The following is a 20,855-nucleotide window of genomic DNA, read 5'->3' as shown; positions in this document are numbered from 1 at the left end:
CACCTATACTTTAGTAGCATATCGAGAAGGATAGATTTTTGTTAAACTTTAGGAAAAAGAATACATAGGAGGTTACCGAATATGCGTATCGTGGATAACATCAAAGTCTGGGGGGAACCGCTGGAGAATGCCGTCAGTCAGGCGGTGACTTGTTCGAAATATGGAGATGTGCTGGGCGTGGCCTTAATGGCTGATCATCACAAGGGATATTCGCAGCCGATTGGCGGAGTGGTTGCTTACCGCAATATGATCAGTCCGTCAGGAGTGGGGTACGATATTGCCTGCGGCAACAAAGCTGTGCGCACGAACCTGATGTGGGACGATATTCGTGACCGGATTGCGGTCATTATGGATGATATTAATGCAACGATCTCATTCGGCGTAGGCCGGAACAACCCAACCCCGGTGGAGCATGAGCTGTTCGACGATCCGAACTGGAAGCTTTTTGATACCATCGAAAGCGGATTGCAACAGAAGTTGAAGACACTCGCACGGAATCAACTCGGAACCGTCGGTAGCGGCAATCATTTTGTCGATATTTTTGTGGAAGAGCAGACGGGCAAGGTATGGATTGCCAATCATTTTGGCAGCCGTGGCTTTGGGCATAAGGTAGCGAGTGGATTCCTTAATCTGGCGGCTGGACGGGAGTTCAGTGGCAAAGCACCGGGTGAATCGATGGATCAGCCGCCGACCCTGTTTGACTTGAACAGTGAAATGGGTGATATGTATTGGGCGGGTATGACACTGGCTGGTCGTTATGCCTATGCCGGAAGGGATTACGTGATTGAACAGGTGCTTGATATCCTTGGAGCGAGTGCTGAATATGCCGTACATAATCATCATAACTTTGCGTGGAAAGAGCAGCATATGGGCGAGGAAGTCGTCGTTGTTCGTAAAGGAGCGACACCGCTGGCACCGGGCCAGCTTGGCTTTGTCGGCGGGAGTATGGGGGATATTTCGGTCATTGTAGAAGGCATTCATAGTGAGGAGAATACGGAGTCTTTCCGCAGTACGGTTCACGGGGCAGGACGAATCATGAGTCGTACGCAGGCGGCAGGCAAAATGAATTACAAACTTCGCACGCGTATGGGCGGCGAAATTAGTGAAGAACAGATGCAAGCCGCGATTCGTGATTATGGTGTGGAGCTCCGCGGAGCAGGCACGGATGAGAGCCCGTTTGTCTACAAAAAATTGCAAGACGTGCTCACTTCGCACGCGAATACACTCAAAATTAATCATGCACTGCGCCCGGTAGGCGTAGCGATGGCGGGTGGCAATGAGTTCGACCCCTACAAGGATTAATCGAAGATCAACCTGGGGATAACAGCGATTGGAAGGTTGTTCTGTCTTTGGAGTGGCCTGTGTAAAATCTTTAGTCTAACTTAACAAGAATTCAGACACAAGAAGGAGGGCGAACACCCCATGAGAAACTGTGCGATATACAGCTCCCAGTTTGACCTGGATCAGTTGTATGAAATGATCCAATCCATCTATCCTGATGCCGCCATCCAGCGAAGAGAAGACCATACGCACATACAGGTGATTCAGAAGAAATGGTTTAGCAAAAAAACAAAGGGTTTCAACATCATGACCAGCCAGACGCATCCCGAGGAGTTCGGCACGATGATTCAAGGTATGCTTGGGTTTATGAGTCAGATCGAAGGGCGTAATGCTGCGCTTCAGGAAAAGGTACTGATTAAATGCTCCACCCTGAACATGGTGATCGGCATCGAGACAGAGGAAGATATCTCGGAAGAGTTCTTTAACGAGTTATTACAACTGGCTGAAGCGCTGGATGCCGTCATTTTCTGGGGAGGTGGCTCCCTACTGAATGCTCAGGGTCAGCTGCTTCTGGATGTAAACGGAGAATCCGAAGTAGAGGATTACACGGTAACCGCACATACGAGTTATCTGGATGACACTCGTCCACCCTCAGTGGATGCTGTGGACCGCAAGGCACGTTCAGAGCAGCGATTAGCGGCGCAAGGTGTTCCGTATAATGCCAATCTGCCAGCAAGGGCAGGTGAGCAGGATACAACGATTCGAACGAAGGAAGAGGTTGCGCAGCGTGCTGTAGCTCTTTGTATAGCCGCCCTAAAAGGTGAGTGCCTGGGAGCAGGTGAGAGTAACGATGACACCGCGGCGCTTGTGCAGGAAGTCATCGACAAGTATGATGCGTCCGCCTTCTTTTCTCCGGATGAAAAATCTTTTCTGGATCAGCATGGAGCACAGCAGCAAGAGGTCATTCGCTTCTCTTGGGGATATGAGGCATACCATGTCATGCTATGGGCACTAGGGTACGTGGAAGAATTGAGTGCACCTACTGAGTTGTGCAACGTAAGTAAGGACGTTGGTTATCTACAGCAAAAGGACAGCTATGCAGAGTTCCTGTCGGATGCCACTCTGCGTAGTAAAGATGAAATTTTGGACGAGGCCGACTTGATTTATCGGTACAATTGGGTCTGTGTAAACAGCAGAATTAAAGAGGAGTTACCACCTGCAGGTTTAAATTCCGGTGTAGCTTATGAACGGCATCGTGCACTTAACTGGCTGATCTGTTATCTGAATCAAGCGTGGGATGAGGTACGGACGGATACGTAAATGAAATCAAATTGAAAAGAGCCATCGACTAGATTTTTTAATCTGATCGGTGGCTCTTAACTATGTGCTATTCGATAGATGAGGTTACTGAGGGAGAGACCATGGCTTGAATTGCAGGATACATGTTCTCGCTGCTCGTAAATAAAATGTAGGATTGATGAGTGGTTCGGATCAGAATCCGCTCGGTTGAACGAGCATAACCGATTCGGACAGCTGAAGGCTCACTTCCTCCATAGGTGTTATCTAAAGTTACAGATGTGATTTGAGAAATGGGGATTTCAATCTTGGAAAACTGCCAGCGAATGACGAGTTGATCATCTACTTGCTTTACGTTTACGTCAAACATAGGATGACCTCCTTTTTTGTACAATAAAATGATTGGACTAATAGAGTAATGAAACAGTCTTGCGTATACGATAGTTCCAGTTTATCATTTTTGGCTAAAAATTCCTAATTAATAAAGATGAAGTAACTAAAAATTTCAACATAAGATATGATGTTTGAGTAGAATCAATCCATCCAATGTTTTGTAAGGAGATGAGTTGCATGAAAAAACTTAATGGATACCATTATTTCGAGAAAAATGTAGGCCCGTTCCGTAATCTCTCAAGCCTGTCTCAGAGAGAGGCCGAAGCAGTTTCACAACAGATTCGGCAGGAAGGCCGAGTTTTTGCCGCTCAGTGGTCATCTGACTACATAACAATAAGGAGACGCCTTGAGCATATGGCATTTGAGAAGTTCATAGCTAAGGGAGGAAAGCCGGCACAAGACTATCCCCATTATCTAACGCTCGGTGTATGTCCCTGGCTAGAATCATGGTATCAGGATCCCGATCATATTATTATTCCATGGGAGGAATTACCCGTAGAAGTTGTGAGCTTCACCTACGGTGATCTCTTCCCAACGATGCGTTATGAAGACGATAAATCCTATCGCAAGCAGGTATATACCAAAGACGAAATAGTTGAACTAATTCAGACCTATGGTTTTCCACAGGATTGGAATCAGACCGGCAAACAGGGTCCCGAACGGTATATTGAGGTTCAGGTCTGGGACAACGACGTCATAGGGGCATATCGGTAGATCTACTCATTGCGAGTCCTCATTTTCGGTTGGTCAGGGCAGGGCGTAGCTTCCTTTTGAATTAGTCAAGGGTGGAGAGCGATGGAAGCTAGCTCGTTATTTTGGTGCGGCCTGTTCCGAAGAGATTTAAGCCTATTGTAGCCTAATCTCCGCTCGGAACAGGAACCAAAGTTACATTAAACGGTGTAAGTCTGCAACCATGCTTCTACAGAAATATGTTGCAAGTATAATGATGCGCTGTCTTCCGACAGCTTTGGAGACGGCTCAGGCCGGTTTCACGCGAAGGAATAGTCCCAGCAAACCGAGAATAGCAAAAGCCAGAAAAGCGACCGTGCTTGAAAATACCTCGATAGTATATCCCGCCATAAATGATCCTAGGAATTGACCCACGCCCAGCGCGAGAAATGCAAGACTAATGCCGATGGAGACATTTGGCTGGAACAGTCTCGTTGCCCATACAATGAAAACACTTGTTAGAAAAATGTACGTGCTGCCGAACAGGACGGCTGAAACCATACTTGATGTCATCGAAGGCAGGACAATAACGCCAAGCGAAATCGATAACAACAGAATGCCTATACGATAAGACCAGCCTAACTCAATCCGTTCTATAATCCGACCCGCACTTCCGCCGAGTATGCCTGTCACGCCCATAACAATCCAGAACAAGACGGCTTCCGAATCGGAGGCCCCTTTCTCGTCCGTAAGAAAGTTTCGGGCAAAAGTCCAATAAATCGCAGAGCTTGCGCCTGTTAACATACAAGCCATGAGTAAAGCCGATCCCGGTCTGGTGGGTCTCATGCAAGACCAGATGGACTTCGTACAAGGGAGTGTTTTGGTTGCAGGAATCGCATGTCGGTTCCATAGCAACACGGTTATGCCTATGAGGGCAAACAGGATATAACTTATACGCCAGTAATCGGTGAATAGCAAGTAGAGTGGACCGGAGACGATAATGCCAAAGCTGGTGCCTGTATTGATCCAGCTGTTCCCTCTGGCGTGCAGATCTGGTGCGAGTTCTGCGCTTACTGCATTCCCGAGGGCTGGAGATGCCCATCCTGTGCTGAGTCCGGCAAGAAAAACACCGGCCGCAAGTAGCCAGGTATCATGTGCCAGTCCGATGCCGATCAAGCCAAGAATAGCGCTGATTCCAGCAAGTTGAATGACGTAATGGTGCCCTTTGTGATTAATGATGAGTGGCGCAGTCAAAAGGGCTAGACAATAAGCAATGTAGGTTGCCGAGTTAATGGCCCCGGATGCCGATTCGGATAATTGTAAAGCCTCGGAGATTTCTGGCATAAACAGTCCGTAACTGAAACGCCCAAAAGCATAACATACTGCGATCAGGGCAACGCCAGGAAGGACTATCTTTTTCATTGAATTTCACCGCCTTATTTTAGATAGAACGATCATTATACTTCTTATGAAAATAAAAAAGTGAGTTGAAATATGAACTCACCCTTTGTGTTATGAATTGAAACTATTTTGAGTCATGTGAATCAGTTCCCGGCAGACCTCTTTTACATTTTCCGTTTCGGCCAGCGCCGTCGAACCCTCTAACAACAGCATAAATTGCATGATGCTTCGATCATTTGCTTCGGGATCACTTTTTTTTATCAGGGTTATGAGGTGTTTTTTGTGCCCGTTAACGGTTTGTACGATAACATGGTTTGGATCAGCCCCGAATTCTTCCTTCGCTCGTAAAAAAAGACATCCCCTGGCTTCATGTTCCATCAGCCACTTGGCATGACCCTCAGCCAGATTGAGAAAGACGGACTGTGCCTTGTTATCTGCATATATACGTAGTTGCTCCAGATAGCGCTGTTCGCGGCGCAGAAGCACCTCGACAATCAGGTCTTCCTTGGATGCAAAGTGATTATATAACGTCATGATGGCCACGTCAGCATCGGTAATGATCCGTTTTAGGCCAATGGCATGAAAGCCATGCAGATAGAACAGGTCCTCAGACACGTTAAGAAGCGTTTCCTTTTTGCTACTCATAATCGCTTGGGCCACTCCTTTCACCCATTTTTCAGTAAAAATAGAATGATCATTATATCCAAAATATAGAATGTGTATATCGATGTCAATCTGAAATGACCGTTTCAATCTCCAGTCGCCCAAAGTTTTCGATCCATTCAGTAGGGCAGCTTGAATCCGTAATCACCATGGATATGTGATCGGCAGGTGCAATTCTGGCAAACGTGGAGCGTCCAAACTTGGTGTGATCCGCCACCAGGATGGCTTCTTCGGCGCGTTCCATCATTTTACGCGAGATCAGGGCTTCCTCCAGTATATAATCGGTAATTCCATCGGTGAAGGAAACACCTCCAGCCGAAATGAACGCTTTGTTCACTTTGAACTGGTCAAGTATCTCATGTGCCCCAGGCCCAGTGGCGGCTTGAACAGCAGTGTTGATTTCGCCTCCAGCAAAAATGATTTTACCTGTAAAAGATTCTAGGGCAATAGTCAGGATGGGTACAGAATTCGTAATCACCGTGATAAGGGAGCGATGTTGCAATTGGCGCATGATTTCGAGTGTGGTTGTGCCGTTGTCCAGCATGATGGTTTCGCCGTCTTCAATCAACGAAGCTGCCGCGGCGGCAATAGCCTGCTTTTCTTGAACTTGCAACTGTGAGCGCTTCTGGAAGGGCGCTTCGATCATACCTGAGCGGACACGTACAGCGCCCCCGTACACTTTACGTAATTCACCTTCCTTCTCCAGCCGATCCAGATCCCGCCTTATGGTTTCCGTGGATACCTGAAATAGCAGAGCCAACGTTTGTACCTGAACTTTGCCTTGTGTGGCAAGCTGGGCAAGGATCGTCTGTTTTCGCTCCTCATATGTTAACGACATTCAAATTCCGCCTCCGTTACGTTCTTTTATAGAAGTTTGGCCTTTGTGTGGATTGTTGTTGTTTTTAACAGTTTAAGTTGATGAAAATCAATTGTCAATTTCATTCGGTAGATATGGTTGTTAGATATCAAGAGATGAGTTGACAGAGGATAGATGTGGCGATATTATCAAATGAAACAACTAAAAACCACAATAAACCACATTTTAAAACGGATTGAACACGAGTTATTTCAAGCACTAACCAGCAATACATATAACCAATAGATCTAACTGCATGAATGAAGTGAAGCTTATTGCTCGCGTTCAATGCGTATTCATGTGGTATTCGGGAGGACAACACAGTGAAACGACCGCTTGCTTTTCGTGAAAATGGAACCTTTACCATCGTACAATTTACCGATCTACACTGGAAAGACGGGCGGCCTGAAGATCTGCGAAGCCGGCGGATGATGCAATCAATCATCGGACTGGAACAGCCGGATCTGGTTATTTTCACAGGAGATGTGATCTACACCGGGCCTGTCGATTCGGGAAATCAGGCGTGCGAGCATCCGGAGCAGGCTTTTCGCGATGCTGTCTCGGCTGTGGAGGCGTGTGGGATTCCGTGGGCTTTTGTGTTTGGCAATCATGATGCCGAGCAACGAATCAATCCAGTAGAGCTCATGCGTGTAGTTCAGGAGCATGCGCATAGTGTGACGGAAGCGGGCCCGCGTGATATTGCAGGATTGGGCAATTACACGCTGGAGATTGCCGGGGCGAATGGACTTCCGGCAGCCGTGTTGTATCTGCTCGATTCCGGGAGTTATTCGACCGTGGAATCGATCCCCGGTTATGGTTGGATTCAGCAGAGTCAGCTCCGATGGCTGATGGATGAATCCACACGCGTCAATCCCGGCCGCAGCCCGGGGGATAAGCTACCAGCCTTGGCGTTTTTCCATATCCCGATTCCGGAATATCAACTGATGTGGAACAGTCGAGTTTGCTATGGCAACAAATATGAACCTGTCTGCTGTGCGCAAGTCAATTCGGGTTTGTTTGCTGCACTGCTGGAGATGGGGGATGTAATGGGTACGTTCTGCGGACACGACCATGTGAATGATTTTCACGGCCGGTATCAAGGGATACGTCTTTGTTACGGGCGTTCGAGTGGTCATAGTACCTACGGAAGGGAAGGTATGCTACGCGGAGGACGTGTCATTCAGATGCGTGAAGGTGAGCGGGAGTTTAATACCTGGCTTCGTCTGGAGGATGGATCGGTGGTGAATGAACAGCCGGAGCATCAACCGGAGACCGCGACGTAAGGTATTCTAGAGTGTACTATAGCGTGGCAAGGGAAATAGAAAGAGATAAGCAAATAAGCAAGGAAAACAGAGAGGGACGTATACAGCATGATTTTACCGTTAATTCTGGTGCTTGCTTCAGGAATGGCACATGCCGTCTGGAGTATGTTTACAAAACGAAGTTTGAACAAAAGTGTTTTTCTATGGTCGATTATGATGATTCCCACCGTATTGCTGCTGCCTGTGCTGGTGGTAGAATTGTCCCGCGAGTCGTTACCCGTGTCAGCTTATGCGCTGTTGATCGTGTCGATGGCACTTCAGGCGTTATACTCCTGGCTGTTGTCTCAGACGTATGAGCTTGGCGATTTGTCTCAGATCTATCCGATTATGCGGGGCACGAGTACGTTGCTGGTGCCGTTGATCGGGGTTGCTTTCCTGGGAGAAAGGTTGTCGGGATTCGGATGGCTAGGCATTGCCTGCATGATTGTTGGTTTCATCGTTCTTAGCGGTGTGGGGAGCAGGAAAGGACAAGCAGGCTCTGGAATGAAGGGGGCGAAGCCAGTTCTGATGGCCTTGTGTGTGGGGTTATGTACGACGAGTTATGTATTTGTGGACAAATTAAATCTGCAACATATTTCGCCCTTGGCGTTGCTTGAGGTTACGAATATTGGTTTTGTGGCTGGATTAACGCCAGCGCTGCTCGCTTCAGCTGGCTTGCGTCAGGAATGGAAGGTCAATCGTTCGACGATTTTGCTTGGGGCTTTGCTGAATCCGGGATCATATCTGCTCTTTCTATTTGCACTGGAACAGGCTCCGATGGCCAGATTGGGCCCGCTTCGGGAAGTGGGAACGGTATTTGCGGCTTTTCTCGGGATATGGTTATTAAAAGAACAGCAGGGCATGAAAAGGATTCTCTGTTCCATCGTTATTTTTGGCGGCATTCTCCTGATTGGTGTGTGGGGATAGGATAGAAAGACATCGGTCAAAAGAAAGCACAAAATGACAGGCTTCTCTACCCTTCTTCGTGTATCATCATAAGCAAGGAGTGATGTAGTACATGAAATGGATTGAAGCCATACAGAAGTCGATTCAATATATAGAAGAGCATCTACTGGAGCCTATGACGACGGATCAGATTGCGGCGCATGCGCATATGTCGGCATTTCATTTTCAACGTATCTTTGGTCTAATGACCGACGTTACCGTGGCGGAGTACATCCGGCGCAGAAGATTAACCCTGGCGGCCAATGAACTGTTGCAGGGAGATCCCAAAATTATGGACTTGGCCTTCAAGTATGGTTATGATACGCCTGAATCGTTCACCAAAGCTTATCGCAGACAACATGGAATATCGCCAAGCGAAACCCGAAAGTCCGGTGCTTCAGTCCAGTCGTATAATCGACTCGTTATTCAAGTCAGTTTACAAGGAGCAGAGCCAATGAAACATCATATTGTCGAACAAGAGGCATTTTCCATCGCAGGCATCAAACAACGCTTTTCATATGTGGATGGGCAGCATTTGCTGGGGATTCCTAATATGTGGGAGGAAGCGTATCACAGCGGCGTAGAGGATCGGATAGCTGCATTGAATAACGGGGTTATCCCGGGTTTGCTAGGGGTGTGTGTAGATCAGGGCGAGATCGAGGACAAGCAGATGGAGTACTGGATTGCAACAACGTATGAAGGGGAGCAACCGGAAGGGCTATCTACGTTCACGTTCCCCGCGAGTAAATGGGTGGTTTTCGAGGTTGAGGAACCGATGCCTCAGGGAATACAAAAGCTGTGGAAACGTATTGTAGGTGAATGGTTCCCTTCAAATGCATACGAACATGCCTGGCTGCCTGAACTGGAAGTCTACCGCGGCATGAAACATGCGCCTCAAATCTGGATACCGATTAAATAGCCGGATAGTAAGTATTAAATAGCAGGATAGTAAGTATTAAATAGTTCTATAATAAGTATTGAATATCTGGATCGTAAGCATTAATTATCTTCACCAATGATCATCGATCAATATGACATCATAACTCCGCTCAGGAATCGTGATTTTCAGGCGTGCATTCGTTTTGGATGTACATGAAAATGACAGCTTGAGGGGAGTTGTTTATTTTATTCCAGGGTTCGAAACATGTTATATTAAAAAACAGTAGTCTCATCCACCCCTAAGAACGACGGACGGCCAAGCTGGAATGAAGATATCGGATTCGAGTAGGTCAAGGAGGATTTGCTATGCAATATGAAGAACGACTTGTGCAAACGTTGCGACAACATGAGCAGATCATGCAGGATCTGCGGATTGTACGTTCGCTAGAGTTGCCCGATTGTTACATCGGTGCGGGTTATATTCGTAATTACATATGGGATGATCTTCATGGATTTACCAGACGGGAGCTGCATAGCGATATTGATGTTGTTTATTTTAATGCTGCCGATCTTGAAGAGGAACGGGATTACGAACTTGAGCAGGAGCTATGTACTGCAACAGGTAACTCGAAGTGGTCGGTTAAAAATCAGGCCAGGATGCACCTGCGCAACGGAGACATGCCGTATCACTCGACTGAAGATGCACTGCGCTTTTGGCCTGAGCGAGTAACAGCCATTGGTGTACAACTACATGCTGACGATCAAATCAGGATATGTGCCCCTTATGGGCTGGAGGATCTGTATGCGTTGGTTGTTCGCAAAAGTCCGGCGTTTATGGACGCTGTCTATTATAACGAACGTGTGTGCAAAAAGAATTGGCAACAGCACTGGCCCAAGCTCACGATTGTAAGGGCATAATATAACAAGTGTGGATGTCTATGTATGGGAAGGAGTGTTGCTGTACTGATACAGAAATTTTTACGGGAGAAAGGATATATTTTGGATCTGATCCTACTGGCGTGTTTGGTTTTCTTTCTGATCTTTTGGGGCTGGAACTTTGCCGTGAAATTTTTTACTCTCCTCGCGGCAACCTTTATCATATTAAGACGGATTGATTATGAGAAACACATCTGGCTGAAACGTGGGTTGTTGGTCGTTTTCGGCATTGGCGCCGTTTCCTTTATCATTATTGAAGCTCTGGTATTTACCCAGCTTGGTTCAAAGGAAGAGGAGCGAGCGGACTATGTCATCATACTTGGGTCGGGCATCAAGGGAACCGAATTGTCTCTGACCTTGAAACAAAGGTTGGATGCCAGCTTGGATTATATTCGCACTCACCCGCAGACTCCAGTCATTGTATCTGGTGGACAGGGGCCAGGTGAATCCATTCCTGAAGCCCTTGCGATGAAAAATTACCTGGTGGATCAGGGCATTGCCCCTGCTCAGATCATCATGGAGGATCGCTCGACAAGTACGCAGGAAAATTTGGCTTTTTCTAAAAAAATCATTCTTGCTTCCGGGCTGGAACATCCCAAAATTATGATTGTCACAAGCGATTACCACATGTTCAGGTCGAAATATATTGCGGCCAAAAACGGATACGCTGCAGAATACGGCATATCCGCTCCTTCACCAGGGTATTTAAAGCCGATTAATATGATTCGTGAATATTTTGGCACTGTGAAGGCGTTTTTATAGTCAAACGAGAAACAGGACGAAGCGGAAGGAATAAAATGCTTCGTCCTGTTTTCTATTTTTTATGGTGAACACTACATTAAACTTGGGTGGACAAGACTCATTTTTTTGCAGAATCGCTAGAAGCAGCTCTAAGCTCAGTTGCTCTGGACTCGGCAGCTGCTCTGGAGTTGTCAGGTGCGATTACAGCCTCAGAGACCTTATCTCGAGGAGAAGTGGTTCTGGAAGCAGCCGCTGGAACAGTAGCCTCTCTGGCATTGTCAGGTGCAATTGTAGCCTCAGAGACCTCATCACGAGGAGAAGTGGTTCTGGATGCAGCCGCTGGAACAGTAGCCTCTCTGGAGCTGTCAGGTACAATTACGGCTTCAGAGACCTCATCCCGAGGAGAAGTGGTTCTGGAAGCAGCCGCTGGAACGGTAGCCTCTCTGGAGCTGTCAGGTACAATTACGGCTTCAGAGACTTCATCTCGAGGTGTAGAAGCACTAGGTTCGGTGGCTCGACTGGCAGTCTCTCTGGAGTTGTCAGGTACAATTATAGCTTCAGTGGCTCCACGCTCTACTTTGGGCGTATGACTCGATGCCCATACAGCTGTAGACGTACTTGCTACAGCAATTAAACAAACGGATGAAATTGTTATGATCCAATGTTTCTTTTTCATTTTTTTGACATCAAACATCATCGTAAGTCTCCTTTTTAATTGTTTTCCCTCCCCTGAAAGGGATGAGCAAAATTGCACAGGCAAGCTTTGCGCTCCTGCGGTGACATTTAAAATGGTTTCGCCATAACGTTTGCGATCTTCGATGGACATCTTCCGGACAACCTTTTCATCACAAGAAAATTCACTCCAGGTGTGAATCTCTTGGCGAAGGAGGTGAACGAGAGGATTGAACCAGTGCAAAGCGCTGACCGCTAGAGTGAGTGCCTTGACCCACAAATCTTTATGTTTAAGGTGAGTTAATTCATGGTGATAAACAAGACCCATATTCAAGTGAGCTGTACCCGCTTGAGGCAAATAAATCGTAGGTTTCGTTAATCCGACCAGCACGGGACTTCGTAACATTGGACTATATGCCAGGTTGACATGCTGCCGAATACCTAACTTTTCTTTGATCATGGGGAGCAGTAAGGCGGCCTCACTATTTTCTTTTACATCTGACTGTGTACGTTTCAACGCATGGATGAATCTGTAATAACAATAGATCTGCCACGTCGAATAACTGAAAACGCCTGCCCCCCAAGCACCGAGCAAAACATACGCCGCCGTAGAAGATATCGTCCATTCTGTGGTGATTACTCCTTCAAGCATGCTGTTCAAAAAGTTTGATTGTTCAAGGTTTCGGTGTGAAGCATGATGAAAAAGACTGGAGAACCATGTCATTCCGAACGATAGGGGCAGTACATAAAAGGCGAAAGCCATTTTACTCAGCCCGTAACGCCAGGAAGCGGGGAAAAGATGTACCGGCAGAAGGCGCAAGGCAAGAATGCAAGCAGCGGCAATGCTTCCAGCCACCGTCAACGTTATCAGCAGATCAATAAAGAGATTCATGCGCGCCACCTACTTTTCCGACAGCCATTGTTTTAGTTCGGCAATGTCTTTCTCTGAAAGCTTATCCCCGTCATACATGGCTGAAACCAGATTTTTAACAGAGCCTTGATAGAGGCCATCGAGTACTGTTTTGGTTTTCTGAAGTTTGTAGTCTTCTGGCTGTAAAAGAGGCTCATAATAGTTGGTTCGACCCTGTCTCGTGACAGTGAGCGCCCCTTTATCCACCAGTCTGGATAGGAAAGTGGAAATGGTCTGTGCCTTCCACGCTTTTCCCTTTTCCTTAAACATGTCTAACAGTTCGGAAGAAGTGACCGGAGGAGTACAAGACCAGATCACCTCCATCAGTTCCAGCTCGGTTTCGGACCATTTTTGAGTTTGGTGCACCAAAGAAGCACTCCTTTACAACGTTATGCGTCCATAACGATAATTTTATTACTACACTACGTAGTAAATATAAACTACTACAACATGTAGTATATAGTCAAGCGCAGTGTGTGAGAACCTCGTTTCTTCCTCTGTTTGTCAAGAGGGTTCTGTTTCTATATCCCAGATTCAACGAAGAAAAGCATGTTATACTATAGGTCAACAATAGATGACCGAAACAGGAGTGAATGATCATTACAGCATATCAATTACCTGCTCTGAAGGAGCAGAACATTATTTCAACGAACGATTTACAAGACATTATTCGCATGCTCGCCCATGCGCCTTTACTGTATGATGATGGTCAGCATATTCAGGTTCAGGATTACCTGGAAGGTCTTGAGATAGGGTTAACGCATGATATTCGTCGTGCAGCGATTGAATTGTACGAACTGGGGGTCAAGGCTTGTCGCCAATTTACGGATGTACTTGCCTATGAGCAGTTGCAGGATGTGCTTGGTCTGCAGGCTGAGTTGTGGCAGGAAGGTGTGCTTGCACTGCAAGACTGGATGAATTGGCTAAAAGAAATTGGCGAAGGGCGGCGAACTTTGCCTGAGTATGATTTTGCATCCATATTGGGTGAACTCCCCGAAGGGTATATGATTCATGATTTTCATGACGAACTACAGGTTCGACTAGAGCAGGATGCATCGAATGCTTGGGCGAACGAAGAGCGAAGTCGGTTATATACAGCGATTGGCGTGCAAGAAGCAGGCTGAGCGAGCGATTTGAATGAAATTGAACTTTTTAAACGTCGATGGGCGTCTCTCTACACGGAAATGGAATCCATATCAAACGAAACGGTCTGCTACGTTGTTTAGTCTGATATGAATGCAATGCGTAGATGGCATGATGCATCTGCTGAAATGAGGGGATACCGTGAAAAAGGTTGTACTTGCTGGTGGAACGGGATTTGTTGGTCAAGATTTTACAGTCCGGTTTAAAAAGCTGGGGTACGATGTGCTGGTGATCTCACGCCAGTCTGGACACATCGCCTGGGAAGATCGAACAGCCATCATTGAAGCACTTGAAGGCGCGGAGATGCTGATTAATCTGGCTGGTAAATCGGTCAATTGCCGTTACACAGACGAGAATCGTAAAATCATTATGGATTCCAGAACAGAAACCACAAACATTCTTGGGGAAGCGGTATTGACTTGTGTGCATCCGCCTGAATTGTGGATTAACTCCAGTACGGCTACCATCTATAGACATGCGGAAGATCGTCCAATGACGGAACAAGATGGAGAGATTGGTTCGGGTTTCTCTGTGGAGGTTGCCAAGGCTTGGGAGCAGGCATTCTTCGGATTCAAGCTACCATCTACACGTCAAATTGCACTACGCATTGCGATTGTGCTTGGGGAAGGTGGGGTGATGGAACCACTGACGAATTTGGTTCGATTTGGCCTGGGTGGAGCCCAGGGAGCAGGAACCCAAAAATTTAGCTGGATTCATATGGAGGACCTGTTCCGCATGATGATATTTGTACAGGAGCATCCGGAGCTGGAAGGGGTCTATAATGCTTCATCTCCTCATCCAGTGACCAATCGGGAACTGATGGCAAGTCTTAGGAAGCAGATGGGTGCACGTATCGGACTTCCGTCCCCGCGCTGGATGCTTGAGCTTGGAGCTATATTTATCCGTACGGAAACGGAACTGGTACTCAAGAGCCGCTGGGTCATTCCCGACAGAATCGAAAAGGCAGGTTTTACGTTCACTTATGCTTCGCTGGATAAGGCACTTGCTGATCTCCTTAAATCCAAATAATGGGGAGCAGACAGTTTACATAGGTGCCTCCATTTTCTGACTGTGAAAAACATGTGCAGGAATCATTAATATGTGAATGGGAGGGCAGAGCAATCTGCCCTTCCGTCTATTTCGATGATATTTAGGCTCGGGATCGATCATCAGGCTGTTTCAAATATTCTTTTTCATTATCACTATTATTCAGTTGCAGGTATATTCGTTTAATGGGTAATATCACGAAATTTACATAACACGCATGAAAGAGAAGAGGTTGGGCATATGCAGCTTAGAAGAGTAAGAATCGCAGGTACAGGGAAATACCTGCCTCAGATGAAGGTGACAGACGAAGAGTTGGATGAGCGATTACATGTGCCCGCAGGCTGGGTCAGCAAAGCGACGGGCGTCGGCTATCGTTATTATGCTTCGGACGAGGAGACTTCTTCCTATATGGGTGCAAGAGCGGCAGAAGCAGCTCTGGCCGATGCAGGGCTGTCTTTTGGTGAGATCGATTGTTTGGTATGCACCAGCGGTACGAAAGAACAGCCGTTGCCAAGCACAGCCGTCTTTATCCAGCAGGCCATGGGACAGGAAGAATCAGGTGTTCCTGCCTTTGATATGGATGCGACTTGTCTGAGTTTCCTGAACGGACTTGATGTCATCTCTTATATGGTAGACGCTGGACGTTACCAGCGTGTATTGCTCGTAGCCACCGAGATTGCTTCAGCAGGATTAAACTGGAAAGATCCTGAAAGTGCTGCCTTGTTTGGTGATGGCGCGGCGGCAGTCATCATTGAGCGAGCATCTGAGGAATCCGGGTCACAGATCGTTCATGCATCGCTGCGAACCTATAGCCGCGGGGCACGGTTTTCGGAGATTGCAGGCGGAGGCACGCGGCATCATGCGGCCCAGTATGATGTGGCACATCCAGATCCATTCCTCTTTCATATGGATGGACAGGCGATTTTTCGCATGGCGTCCAAGCTGTTACCCGGGTTTATGGATGAGATGCTTCAAGCTTCCGGGGATCGAATGGAGGATTTCTCTCTGGTCATTCCTCATCAGGGCAGTGCAATGGCGATGCGCCTGATTCGCAAGAAGCTTGGAATTCCGGCAGAACGGTTCATGGATATTACACAAGGTCATGGTAATACGATTGCGGCCTCCATTCCGATGGGATTGCATGAGGCGATTCGTCAGCAACGAATAGAGCGTGGTGATCGGGTATTGATGATTGGAACGGCGGCTGGGCTGTCTTTGGGAGGACTGATCTTTGACTACTAGATTTGCACGACGTGACCAACGTGTGCTTCATGGACAAGCGGGTCATACATACAGGGTACTCCTTACCGGAGGAAGAGCTCCGGTTACGCTGGATTTGGCGCGTATGTTGCATCGGTCAGGTCACCTCGTATTTATTGCGGAGAGTATGGACCATCATCTGTGCAAAACGTCTAGTGCGGTGGAGCAATGCGTACTTGTTCCATCGCCACGTCACCATACGGAGAAGTACCTGTCGGCACTGGAACATTGGGTTAAGATATGGCAGATCGATGTGCTGATTCCGATGTGCGAAGAAGTGTTTTATGTGGCTGGTGGGGCTGAACGCTTAAGGCAGCGTTGTCGTGTTCTTGTTTCCAGTCTGGAGCAGTTGCACGTTCTGCATCATAAGTATGATTTTAATAGGCTTGCCAAGTCTATGGGGCTTCCGGTTCCGGATACACATCTGATTCAAACTCCGCAGGAGTGGCTGGAGATGCAGCAGGTTTTAAAGGGAGAGTGGGTCTGGAAACCGGTCTATTCCCGTTTTGCGGCCAAAGTACGTATGCCGAAACTTGGGTACCACGATCCACCGGGCGAAGATAAGTTGTCTCCTGCCTCACCTTGGGTGGCGCAGCGGTACATTCATGGACGAGGACTGTGCACCTACAGTGTAGTGCATGAAGGCCATTTGATCGCGTATGCCACCTACGACAGCCGATATCGTACGGGCAGTGTAGGCGCGAGTGTTTTTTTTGAACAGGTGCAACATGAGGGCACGCGCGCGTGGGTAGAACACTTTGTGCGCACGACGGGCTTCAGCGGACAGATTGGATTTGATTTTATCGAAGACGTGACGGGTCAGGTGTCTGCGATTGAGTGTAACCCGAGGGCAACCAGTGGCATTCATCTATTTCATCCTGGTAACGAATTGGTGCGTGCATTGCTTGAACCTGAAGTGGTACTTAGCGAAGGGATAAAAGTGACACCGCGGTTAGGTAATGATAAGGCGATGTTAGCACTGCCCATGCTGGGAAGTGGTATCCGGCAGATTCATAGCAGCAGAGGTAGCCTGCGAGCTTGGAGGACGGCTTGGCAGGGTGCCAGGGATGTGGTGTATGTGCGGCAGGATCGGCGGCCTTTTTTTGAACAATTTGCGGTCGTACTTGCTGCTTGGCGTCTTGCACGTTCACAGCAGATTACGCTGACGGAAGCATTGACTCATGACATAGAATGGAACGGTGAACAACGATGAAGAGAGCATTAGTGACCGGGGCTACAGGTTGTCTGGGTAGACATCTGGCGATAAGGCTTGCAGCAGAAGGCTGGGAAGTGACAGGCATGGGGCGACAGCAAGAGATCGGCAGTGTGCTTGAAGCGGCTGGAGTTCGCTTTATCAGGGGAGATATTCGGGATGTCCAGATTGTAGATGCAGCATGTACAAGTCAGGATATCGTGTTCCACTGTGCGGCCTTATCCTCACCTTGGGGGAAATATCAGGATTTCTACAGCAGTAATGTGCAGGGAACGCAAAATCTGATTGATCATTCTCTACGCCATCAGGTGCAGCGGTTCGTGCATGTTTCCACGCCGAGTATTTATTTTAACTACATACCGCGTTATGAAGTTCATGAACATGACCTGCTACCAGCTAAACCGGCCAATCATTATGCGGCTACCAAACGTATTGCTGAAGACATTGTGATGGAGGCACATCGTAACGGATTGCCATCGATTATGATTCGTCCGCGAGCCATTTTTGGCCCGTATGACCAAACGCTTTTCCCGCGGATTGTTGCAGCGAATGCCAAGCGGGGAGTACCGATGATTGAAGGTGGACAGGCGCTGATTGATCTGACGTGCGTAGATAATGTGGTGGATGCGCTGTTATTGTGCAGTGATGCTTCTGATGATGCGCTTGGGAGAGCCTACAATATTTCGAACGCAGACCCGAGGCCTTTTGCAGAGCTGGTCGGGACTCTTTTTGACATGTTAGACATGCCGCTGCGGCGTCTGAATATTCCTTATCGAGTGGCCTATGGAGTGGCCAGTATGCTGGAAGGTGTACATCGATTCATCCCTGCTCTGGGAGAGCCGCTACTGACCAGATACACGGTTGGATCTTTGGGTGTGCCGCAAACGTTGGACATTACCGATGCTAAGGCGCAGCTAGGATATGTACCGCGGGTGTCCATCGAAGCGGGATTGCAACAATTTGCAGATTGGTGGAGGAGTGAATGATGTTAACAACGAAGCCGGTAAAATTATATTTAGGCGCAGCGGGTTACTGTACTCATCCAGAGTTCCTTACGTTACGGGGAGGAAGCTTCCGGCCTGTTCGTTTCCCGGCAGGATTCGCTTGTATTCTTCATCCCGATCATGGCCCGATACTACTGGATACGGGGTACAGTTCCCGTTTTTTTGAAGAGACCGCTCGGTTGCCGAACGCGTTATATCGTCATATCACGCCCGTTGTATTTCAGGAGGAAGACAGTGCTGTTTATTTTCTGAAGCAAATAGGGCTGGTGCCGTCAGATGTCCGTTATGTTATTCTTTCGCATTTTCACGGGGATCACATTGCAGGTGCCAAGGACTTCCCGGAGGCTCAGTTTATTTATTTGCCCAGAGCCTATGATGCGGTTCGCTCTCTTGGTTCGATTGCGGCGGTGAAGGCTGGTTTTCTGGCTGGGCTGCTACCTGACGACTTTATCCAGCGGTCACTGCCCGTGAACGAACCTGCCAAGCGATGGAGGGAAATGTGGGAGAATACAGGGATTGAAGCCCCGGCAGGGTTTCCTTGGCAAGAGGTACACGATCTATTTGAAGATGGCAGCCTGCTTGGCGTGGATGTATCGGGTCATGCGGAAGGCATGATGGGCTTATTGCTGCGGACAGAACAACATGATTATTTTTTATGTGCAGATGCAGTATGGTCGAGCCGGGCTTTCCGTGAACAACGTAGACCTCATGCACTGGCAGGCATCATTATGTCAGATCGGCAGGAGTACAGACAGAACTTTGACAAGCTGGTTCAACTTCATCAACAATTCCCTACACTCCGCATCGTGCCGAGTCATTGCCAAGAGGCGCTGAGCGCATGGGGCACAGGAGGAACGGAACGATGAGCAACCCTGTCCGTATTGTTACTCATTATGCACTTGCACGTGGCTTGCGCAGATGGCGTACCAGGGCGCAGCTGGAACAGTGGCAGGAACGCCGAATCATTCGGCAGGTTGAACGGATTCGGGCGAAGTCTCCATTTTATCAAAAGTGGTGGGAAGGACTGAACGCAACCGAGTGGAGACAGTTCCCGCAGATCGATAAAACGGTGATGATGCAGTATTTCGACACGCTGAACACGGTAGGTATTACGAAGGAAGAGGCGTTGGTCCTTGCTGGCGAAAGTGAGGATACCCGTAATTTCCAGCAGTCCTCCATTCAAGGCGTCACGGTAGGACTATCTTCTGGCACATCGGGTAACCGGGGTATTTTTCTGGTGAGTGATCGGGAGCAGGATGCGTGGACGGGCACCGTGCTGGCCAAACTTCTTCCAGGCGGGTTGTGGAAACCTGCGAAAATCGCGTTCTTCCTGCGGGCGAATAGCAATCTGTACGAATCGGTCAAGCGTGGCAAGTTGCAATTCCAATATTTTGACCTGCTGGAGCGTGTGGATGTCCTGATTGAACGTATGAAAGAATACCAGCCTACGGTGTGGGTGGCTCCTCCTTCCATGCTTCGTATACTGGCTGATGCTTATCAGCAAGGACGTCTAACACATGTGCCTCAGAAAATCATTTCCGTAGCCGAGGTGCTTGACCCTCTGGATCGTAAGGTGCTGGAGCATATCTTCGGTCAGACGGTTCATCAAGTGTACCAGTGTACAGAAGGCTTTTTGGGAGCGACGTGCGAGCACGGAACGATACATCTGAATGAAGACATTGTGTATATTGAAAAAGAGTACATTGATCCTGCAACCCGGCGGTTCGTGCCTGTGATCACAGACTTTTCCCGAACGTCGCAGCCGATTATCCGGTATCGGCTGAATGATATTTTAACCGAGGCGGCAGCGCCGTGCGCCTGTGGTTCGTTGTTCACAGCCATCGAGCGGATTGAAGGCCGCTGTGATGATACGCTTTATTTTTCGCATACCTATGAGGAGAAGGTTGTTTCGGTTTTTCCGGATTTTATCAGTCGTGCGGTGATTGCGGCTTCACCGGCTATTCAGCATTATCGTGTGGTGCAACGTGGCAGTGGAATGCTGGAGGTGTCAATGCGGGTCAGTGAGGAAGAGGGTCAGGAGCAGGTGCAGACCGCTGTGTTGCAAGAGTTGGGGAAATTGGCAGGTCGATTGCAATGTGTGCTACCTGAGGTTCAATTTGTGCCGTATACGTTTGAAGCAGGGATCACGAAGATGCGGCGGGTGGAGAGACGGTTAGATTAATTGAGGTTCAATACAGAGTCTACACGTACTATATAAGTTGAACTATTCTTTTACACGTTAACG

Annotated in this window: 21 protein-coding genes; 15 read left to right on the top strand and 6 right to left on the bottom strand. The window is 48.0% G+C overall.

The features are described from left to right. Nucleotides 1-81 precede the first annotated feature (81 nt). Both J2T16_RS21445 and J2T16_RS21440 read left to right on the top strand, forming a co-directional pair. Nucleotides 82-1,302 (top strand): RtcB family protein, encoded by a 1,221-nt coding sequence (locus J2T16_RS21445; protein ID WP_336122154.1) that lies wholly within the window; start codon nt 82-84, stop codon nt 1,300-1,302. Between the two features lie 120 nt (nt 1,303-1,422). Continuing rightward, nucleotides 1,423-2,601 (top strand): DUF4272 domain-containing protein, encoded by a 1,179-nt coding sequence (locus J2T16_RS21440; RefSeq protein WP_499019203.1) that lies wholly within the window; start codon nt 1,423-1,425, stop codon nt 2,599-2,601. Nucleotides 2,602-2,668: 67 nt separating this feature from the next. Here J2T16_RS21440 and J2T16_RS21435 read toward each other — a convergent pair whose 3' ends face one another. Beyond that, complete coding sequence (locus J2T16_RS21435; protein ID WP_253495943.1) at nt 2,669-2,947, bottom strand: SunI/YnzG family protein; 279 nt, start codon at nt 2,945-2,947, stop codon at nt 2,669-2,671. Between the two features lie 200 nt (nt 2,948-3,147). Between J2T16_RS21435 and J2T16_RS21430 the strand changes: the two genes are divergently transcribed. Beyond that, entirely contained in the window at nt 3,148-3,684 is a 537-nt protein-coding gene (locus tag J2T16_RS21430) for a hypothetical protein (RefSeq protein WP_499019202.1), read from the top strand. Nucleotides 3,685-3,948: 264 nt separating this feature from the next. On the opposite strand, the gene J2T16_RS21425 is transcribed toward J2T16_RS21430, so the two are convergent. The 3 genes from J2T16_RS21425 to J2T16_RS21415 form a co-directional block, all read right to left on the bottom strand. Further along, nucleotides 3,949-5,061: an MFS transporter gene (locus J2T16_RS21425; RefSeq protein ID WP_499019201.1), complete on the bottom strand. Its 1,113-nt coding sequence runs from the start codon at nt 5,059-5,061 to the stop codon at nt 3,949-3,951. 90 nt (nt 5,062-5,151) lie between these two features. Next, nucleotides 5,152-5,685 (bottom strand): TetR/AcrR family transcriptional regulator, encoded by a 534-nt coding sequence (locus tag J2T16_RS21420; protein ID WP_154958299.1) that lies wholly within the window; start codon nt 5,683-5,685, stop codon nt 5,152-5,154. Between the two features lie 85 nt (nt 5,686-5,770). Continuing rightward, a complete protein-coding gene (locus tag J2T16_RS21415; protein ID WP_336122158.1) occupies nt 5,771-6,541 on the bottom strand; it encodes a DeoR/GlpR family DNA-binding transcription regulator in 771 nt (256 codons plus the stop codon). Between the two features lie 341 nt (nt 6,542-6,882). On the opposite strand from J2T16_RS21415, the gene J2T16_RS21410 reads away from it, so the two are divergent. The 5 genes from J2T16_RS21410 to J2T16_RS21390 all read left to right on the top strand — a co-directional run bounded on the left by J2T16_RS21410 (nt 6,883) and on the right by J2T16_RS21390 (nt 11,382). Continuing rightward, nucleotides 6,883-7,842, top strand: coding sequence for a metallophosphoesterase family protein (locus tag J2T16_RS21410; RefSeq protein ID WP_336122159.1), 960 nt, complete (start codon nt 6,883-6,885; stop codon nt 7,840-7,842). 87 nt (nt 7,843-7,929) lie between these two features. Then, complete coding sequence (locus J2T16_RS21405) at nt 7,930-8,787, top strand: EamA family transporter (RefSeq protein ID WP_090922113.1); 858 nt, start codon at nt 7,930-7,932, stop codon at nt 8,785-8,787. Between the two features lie 91 nt (nt 8,788-8,878). Continuing rightward, a complete protein-coding gene (locus J2T16_RS21400; protein ID WP_336122160.1) occupies nt 8,879-9,724 on the top strand; it encodes an AraC family transcriptional regulator in 846 nt (281 codons plus the stop codon). 326 nt (nt 9,725-10,050) lie between these two features. Beyond that, on the top strand, nt 10,051-10,602 hold the full coding sequence (locus J2T16_RS21395; protein ID WP_499019200.1) for a nucleotidyltransferase family protein: 552 nt from the start codon (nt 10,051-10,053) through the stop codon (nt 10,600-10,602). Between the two features lie 24 nt (nt 10,603-10,626). Then, on the top strand, nt 10,627-11,382 hold the full coding sequence (locus J2T16_RS21390) for a YdcF family protein (RefSeq protein WP_208606798.1): 756 nt from the start codon (nt 10,627-10,629) through the stop codon (nt 11,380-11,382). A gap of 97 nt (nt 11,383-11,479) precedes the next feature. Here J2T16_RS21390 and J2T16_RS21385 read toward each other — a convergent pair whose 3' ends face one another. Beyond that, nucleotides 11,480-12,925, bottom strand: coding sequence for a M56 family metallopeptidase (locus J2T16_RS21385; RefSeq protein ID WP_221786857.1), 1,446 nt, complete (start codon nt 12,923-12,925; stop codon nt 11,480-11,482). Between the two features lie 9 nt (nt 12,926-12,934). After that, the gene (locus J2T16_RS21380; RefSeq protein WP_154886970.1) at nt 12,935-13,309 is read right to left on the bottom strand and encodes a BlaI/MecI/CopY family transcriptional regulator; all 375 of its coding nucleotides are present in this window, start codon (nt 13,307-13,309) and stop codon (nt 12,935-12,937) included. Between the two features lie 227 nt (nt 13,310-13,536). On the opposite strand from J2T16_RS21380, the gene J2T16_RS21375 reads away from it, so the two are divergent. The 7 genes from J2T16_RS21375 (at nt 13,537) to J2T16_RS21345 (ending at nt 20,792) form a co-directional block, all read left to right on the top strand. Then, complete coding sequence (locus tag J2T16_RS21375; protein WP_499019199.1) at nt 13,537-14,067, top strand: hypothetical protein; 531 nt, start codon at nt 13,537-13,539, stop codon at nt 14,065-14,067. A 160-nt stretch (nt 14,068-14,227) separates the two neighbouring features. Continuing rightward, nucleotides 14,228-15,115, top strand: a complete 888-nt coding sequence (locus J2T16_RS21370) for a TIGR01777 family oxidoreductase (RefSeq protein WP_499019198.1) — start codon at nt 14,228-14,230, stop codon at nt 15,113-15,115. Nucleotides 15,116-15,373: 258 nt separating this feature from the next. Continuing rightward, nucleotides 15,374-16,375, top strand: coding sequence for a beta-ketoacyl-ACP synthase III (locus J2T16_RS21365; protein ID WP_336122164.1), 1,002 nt, complete (start codon nt 15,374-15,376; stop codon nt 16,373-16,375). Next, nucleotides 16,365-17,606, top strand: a complete 1,242-nt coding sequence (locus J2T16_RS21360) for an ATP-grasp domain-containing protein (RefSeq protein ID WP_499019197.1) — start codon at nt 16,365-16,367, stop codon at nt 17,604-17,606. Before J2T16_RS21365 ends, J2T16_RS21360 begins: the two co-directional genes overlap by 11 nt. Further along, nucleotides 17,603-18,592 carry an NAD-dependent epimerase/dehydratase family protein gene (locus J2T16_RS21355; protein WP_499019196.1) on the top strand — a complete coding sequence of 330 codons (990 nt, stop codon included), beginning with the start codon at nt 17,603-17,605 and terminating at the stop codon, nt 18,590-18,592. Before J2T16_RS21360 ends, J2T16_RS21355 begins: the two co-directional genes overlap by 4 nt. Continuing rightward, a complete protein-coding gene (locus tag J2T16_RS21350) occupies nt 18,592-19,476 on the top strand; it encodes an MBL fold metallo-hydrolase (RefSeq protein ID WP_499019195.1) in 885 nt (294 codons plus the stop codon). Before J2T16_RS21355 ends, J2T16_RS21350 begins: the two co-directional genes overlap by 1 nt. Beyond that, on the top strand, nt 19,473-20,792 hold the full coding sequence (locus J2T16_RS21345) for a F390 synthetase-related protein (RefSeq protein ID WP_499019194.1): 1,320 nt from the start codon (nt 19,473-19,475) through the stop codon (nt 20,790-20,792). The genes J2T16_RS21350 and J2T16_RS21345 overlap by 4 nt, the downstream gene beginning before the upstream one ends. The last annotated feature ends 63 nt before the right edge of the window (nt 20,793-20,855 follow it).

Origin of the sequence: Paenibacillus intestini (assembly GCF_030803945.1) — a bacterium.
Lineage (GTDB): Bacteria > Bacillota > Bacilli > Paenibacillales > Paenibacillaceae > Paenibacillus > Paenibacillus polysaccharolyticus.
This window is presented reverse-complemented; position numbering and strand designations above follow the sequence as displayed.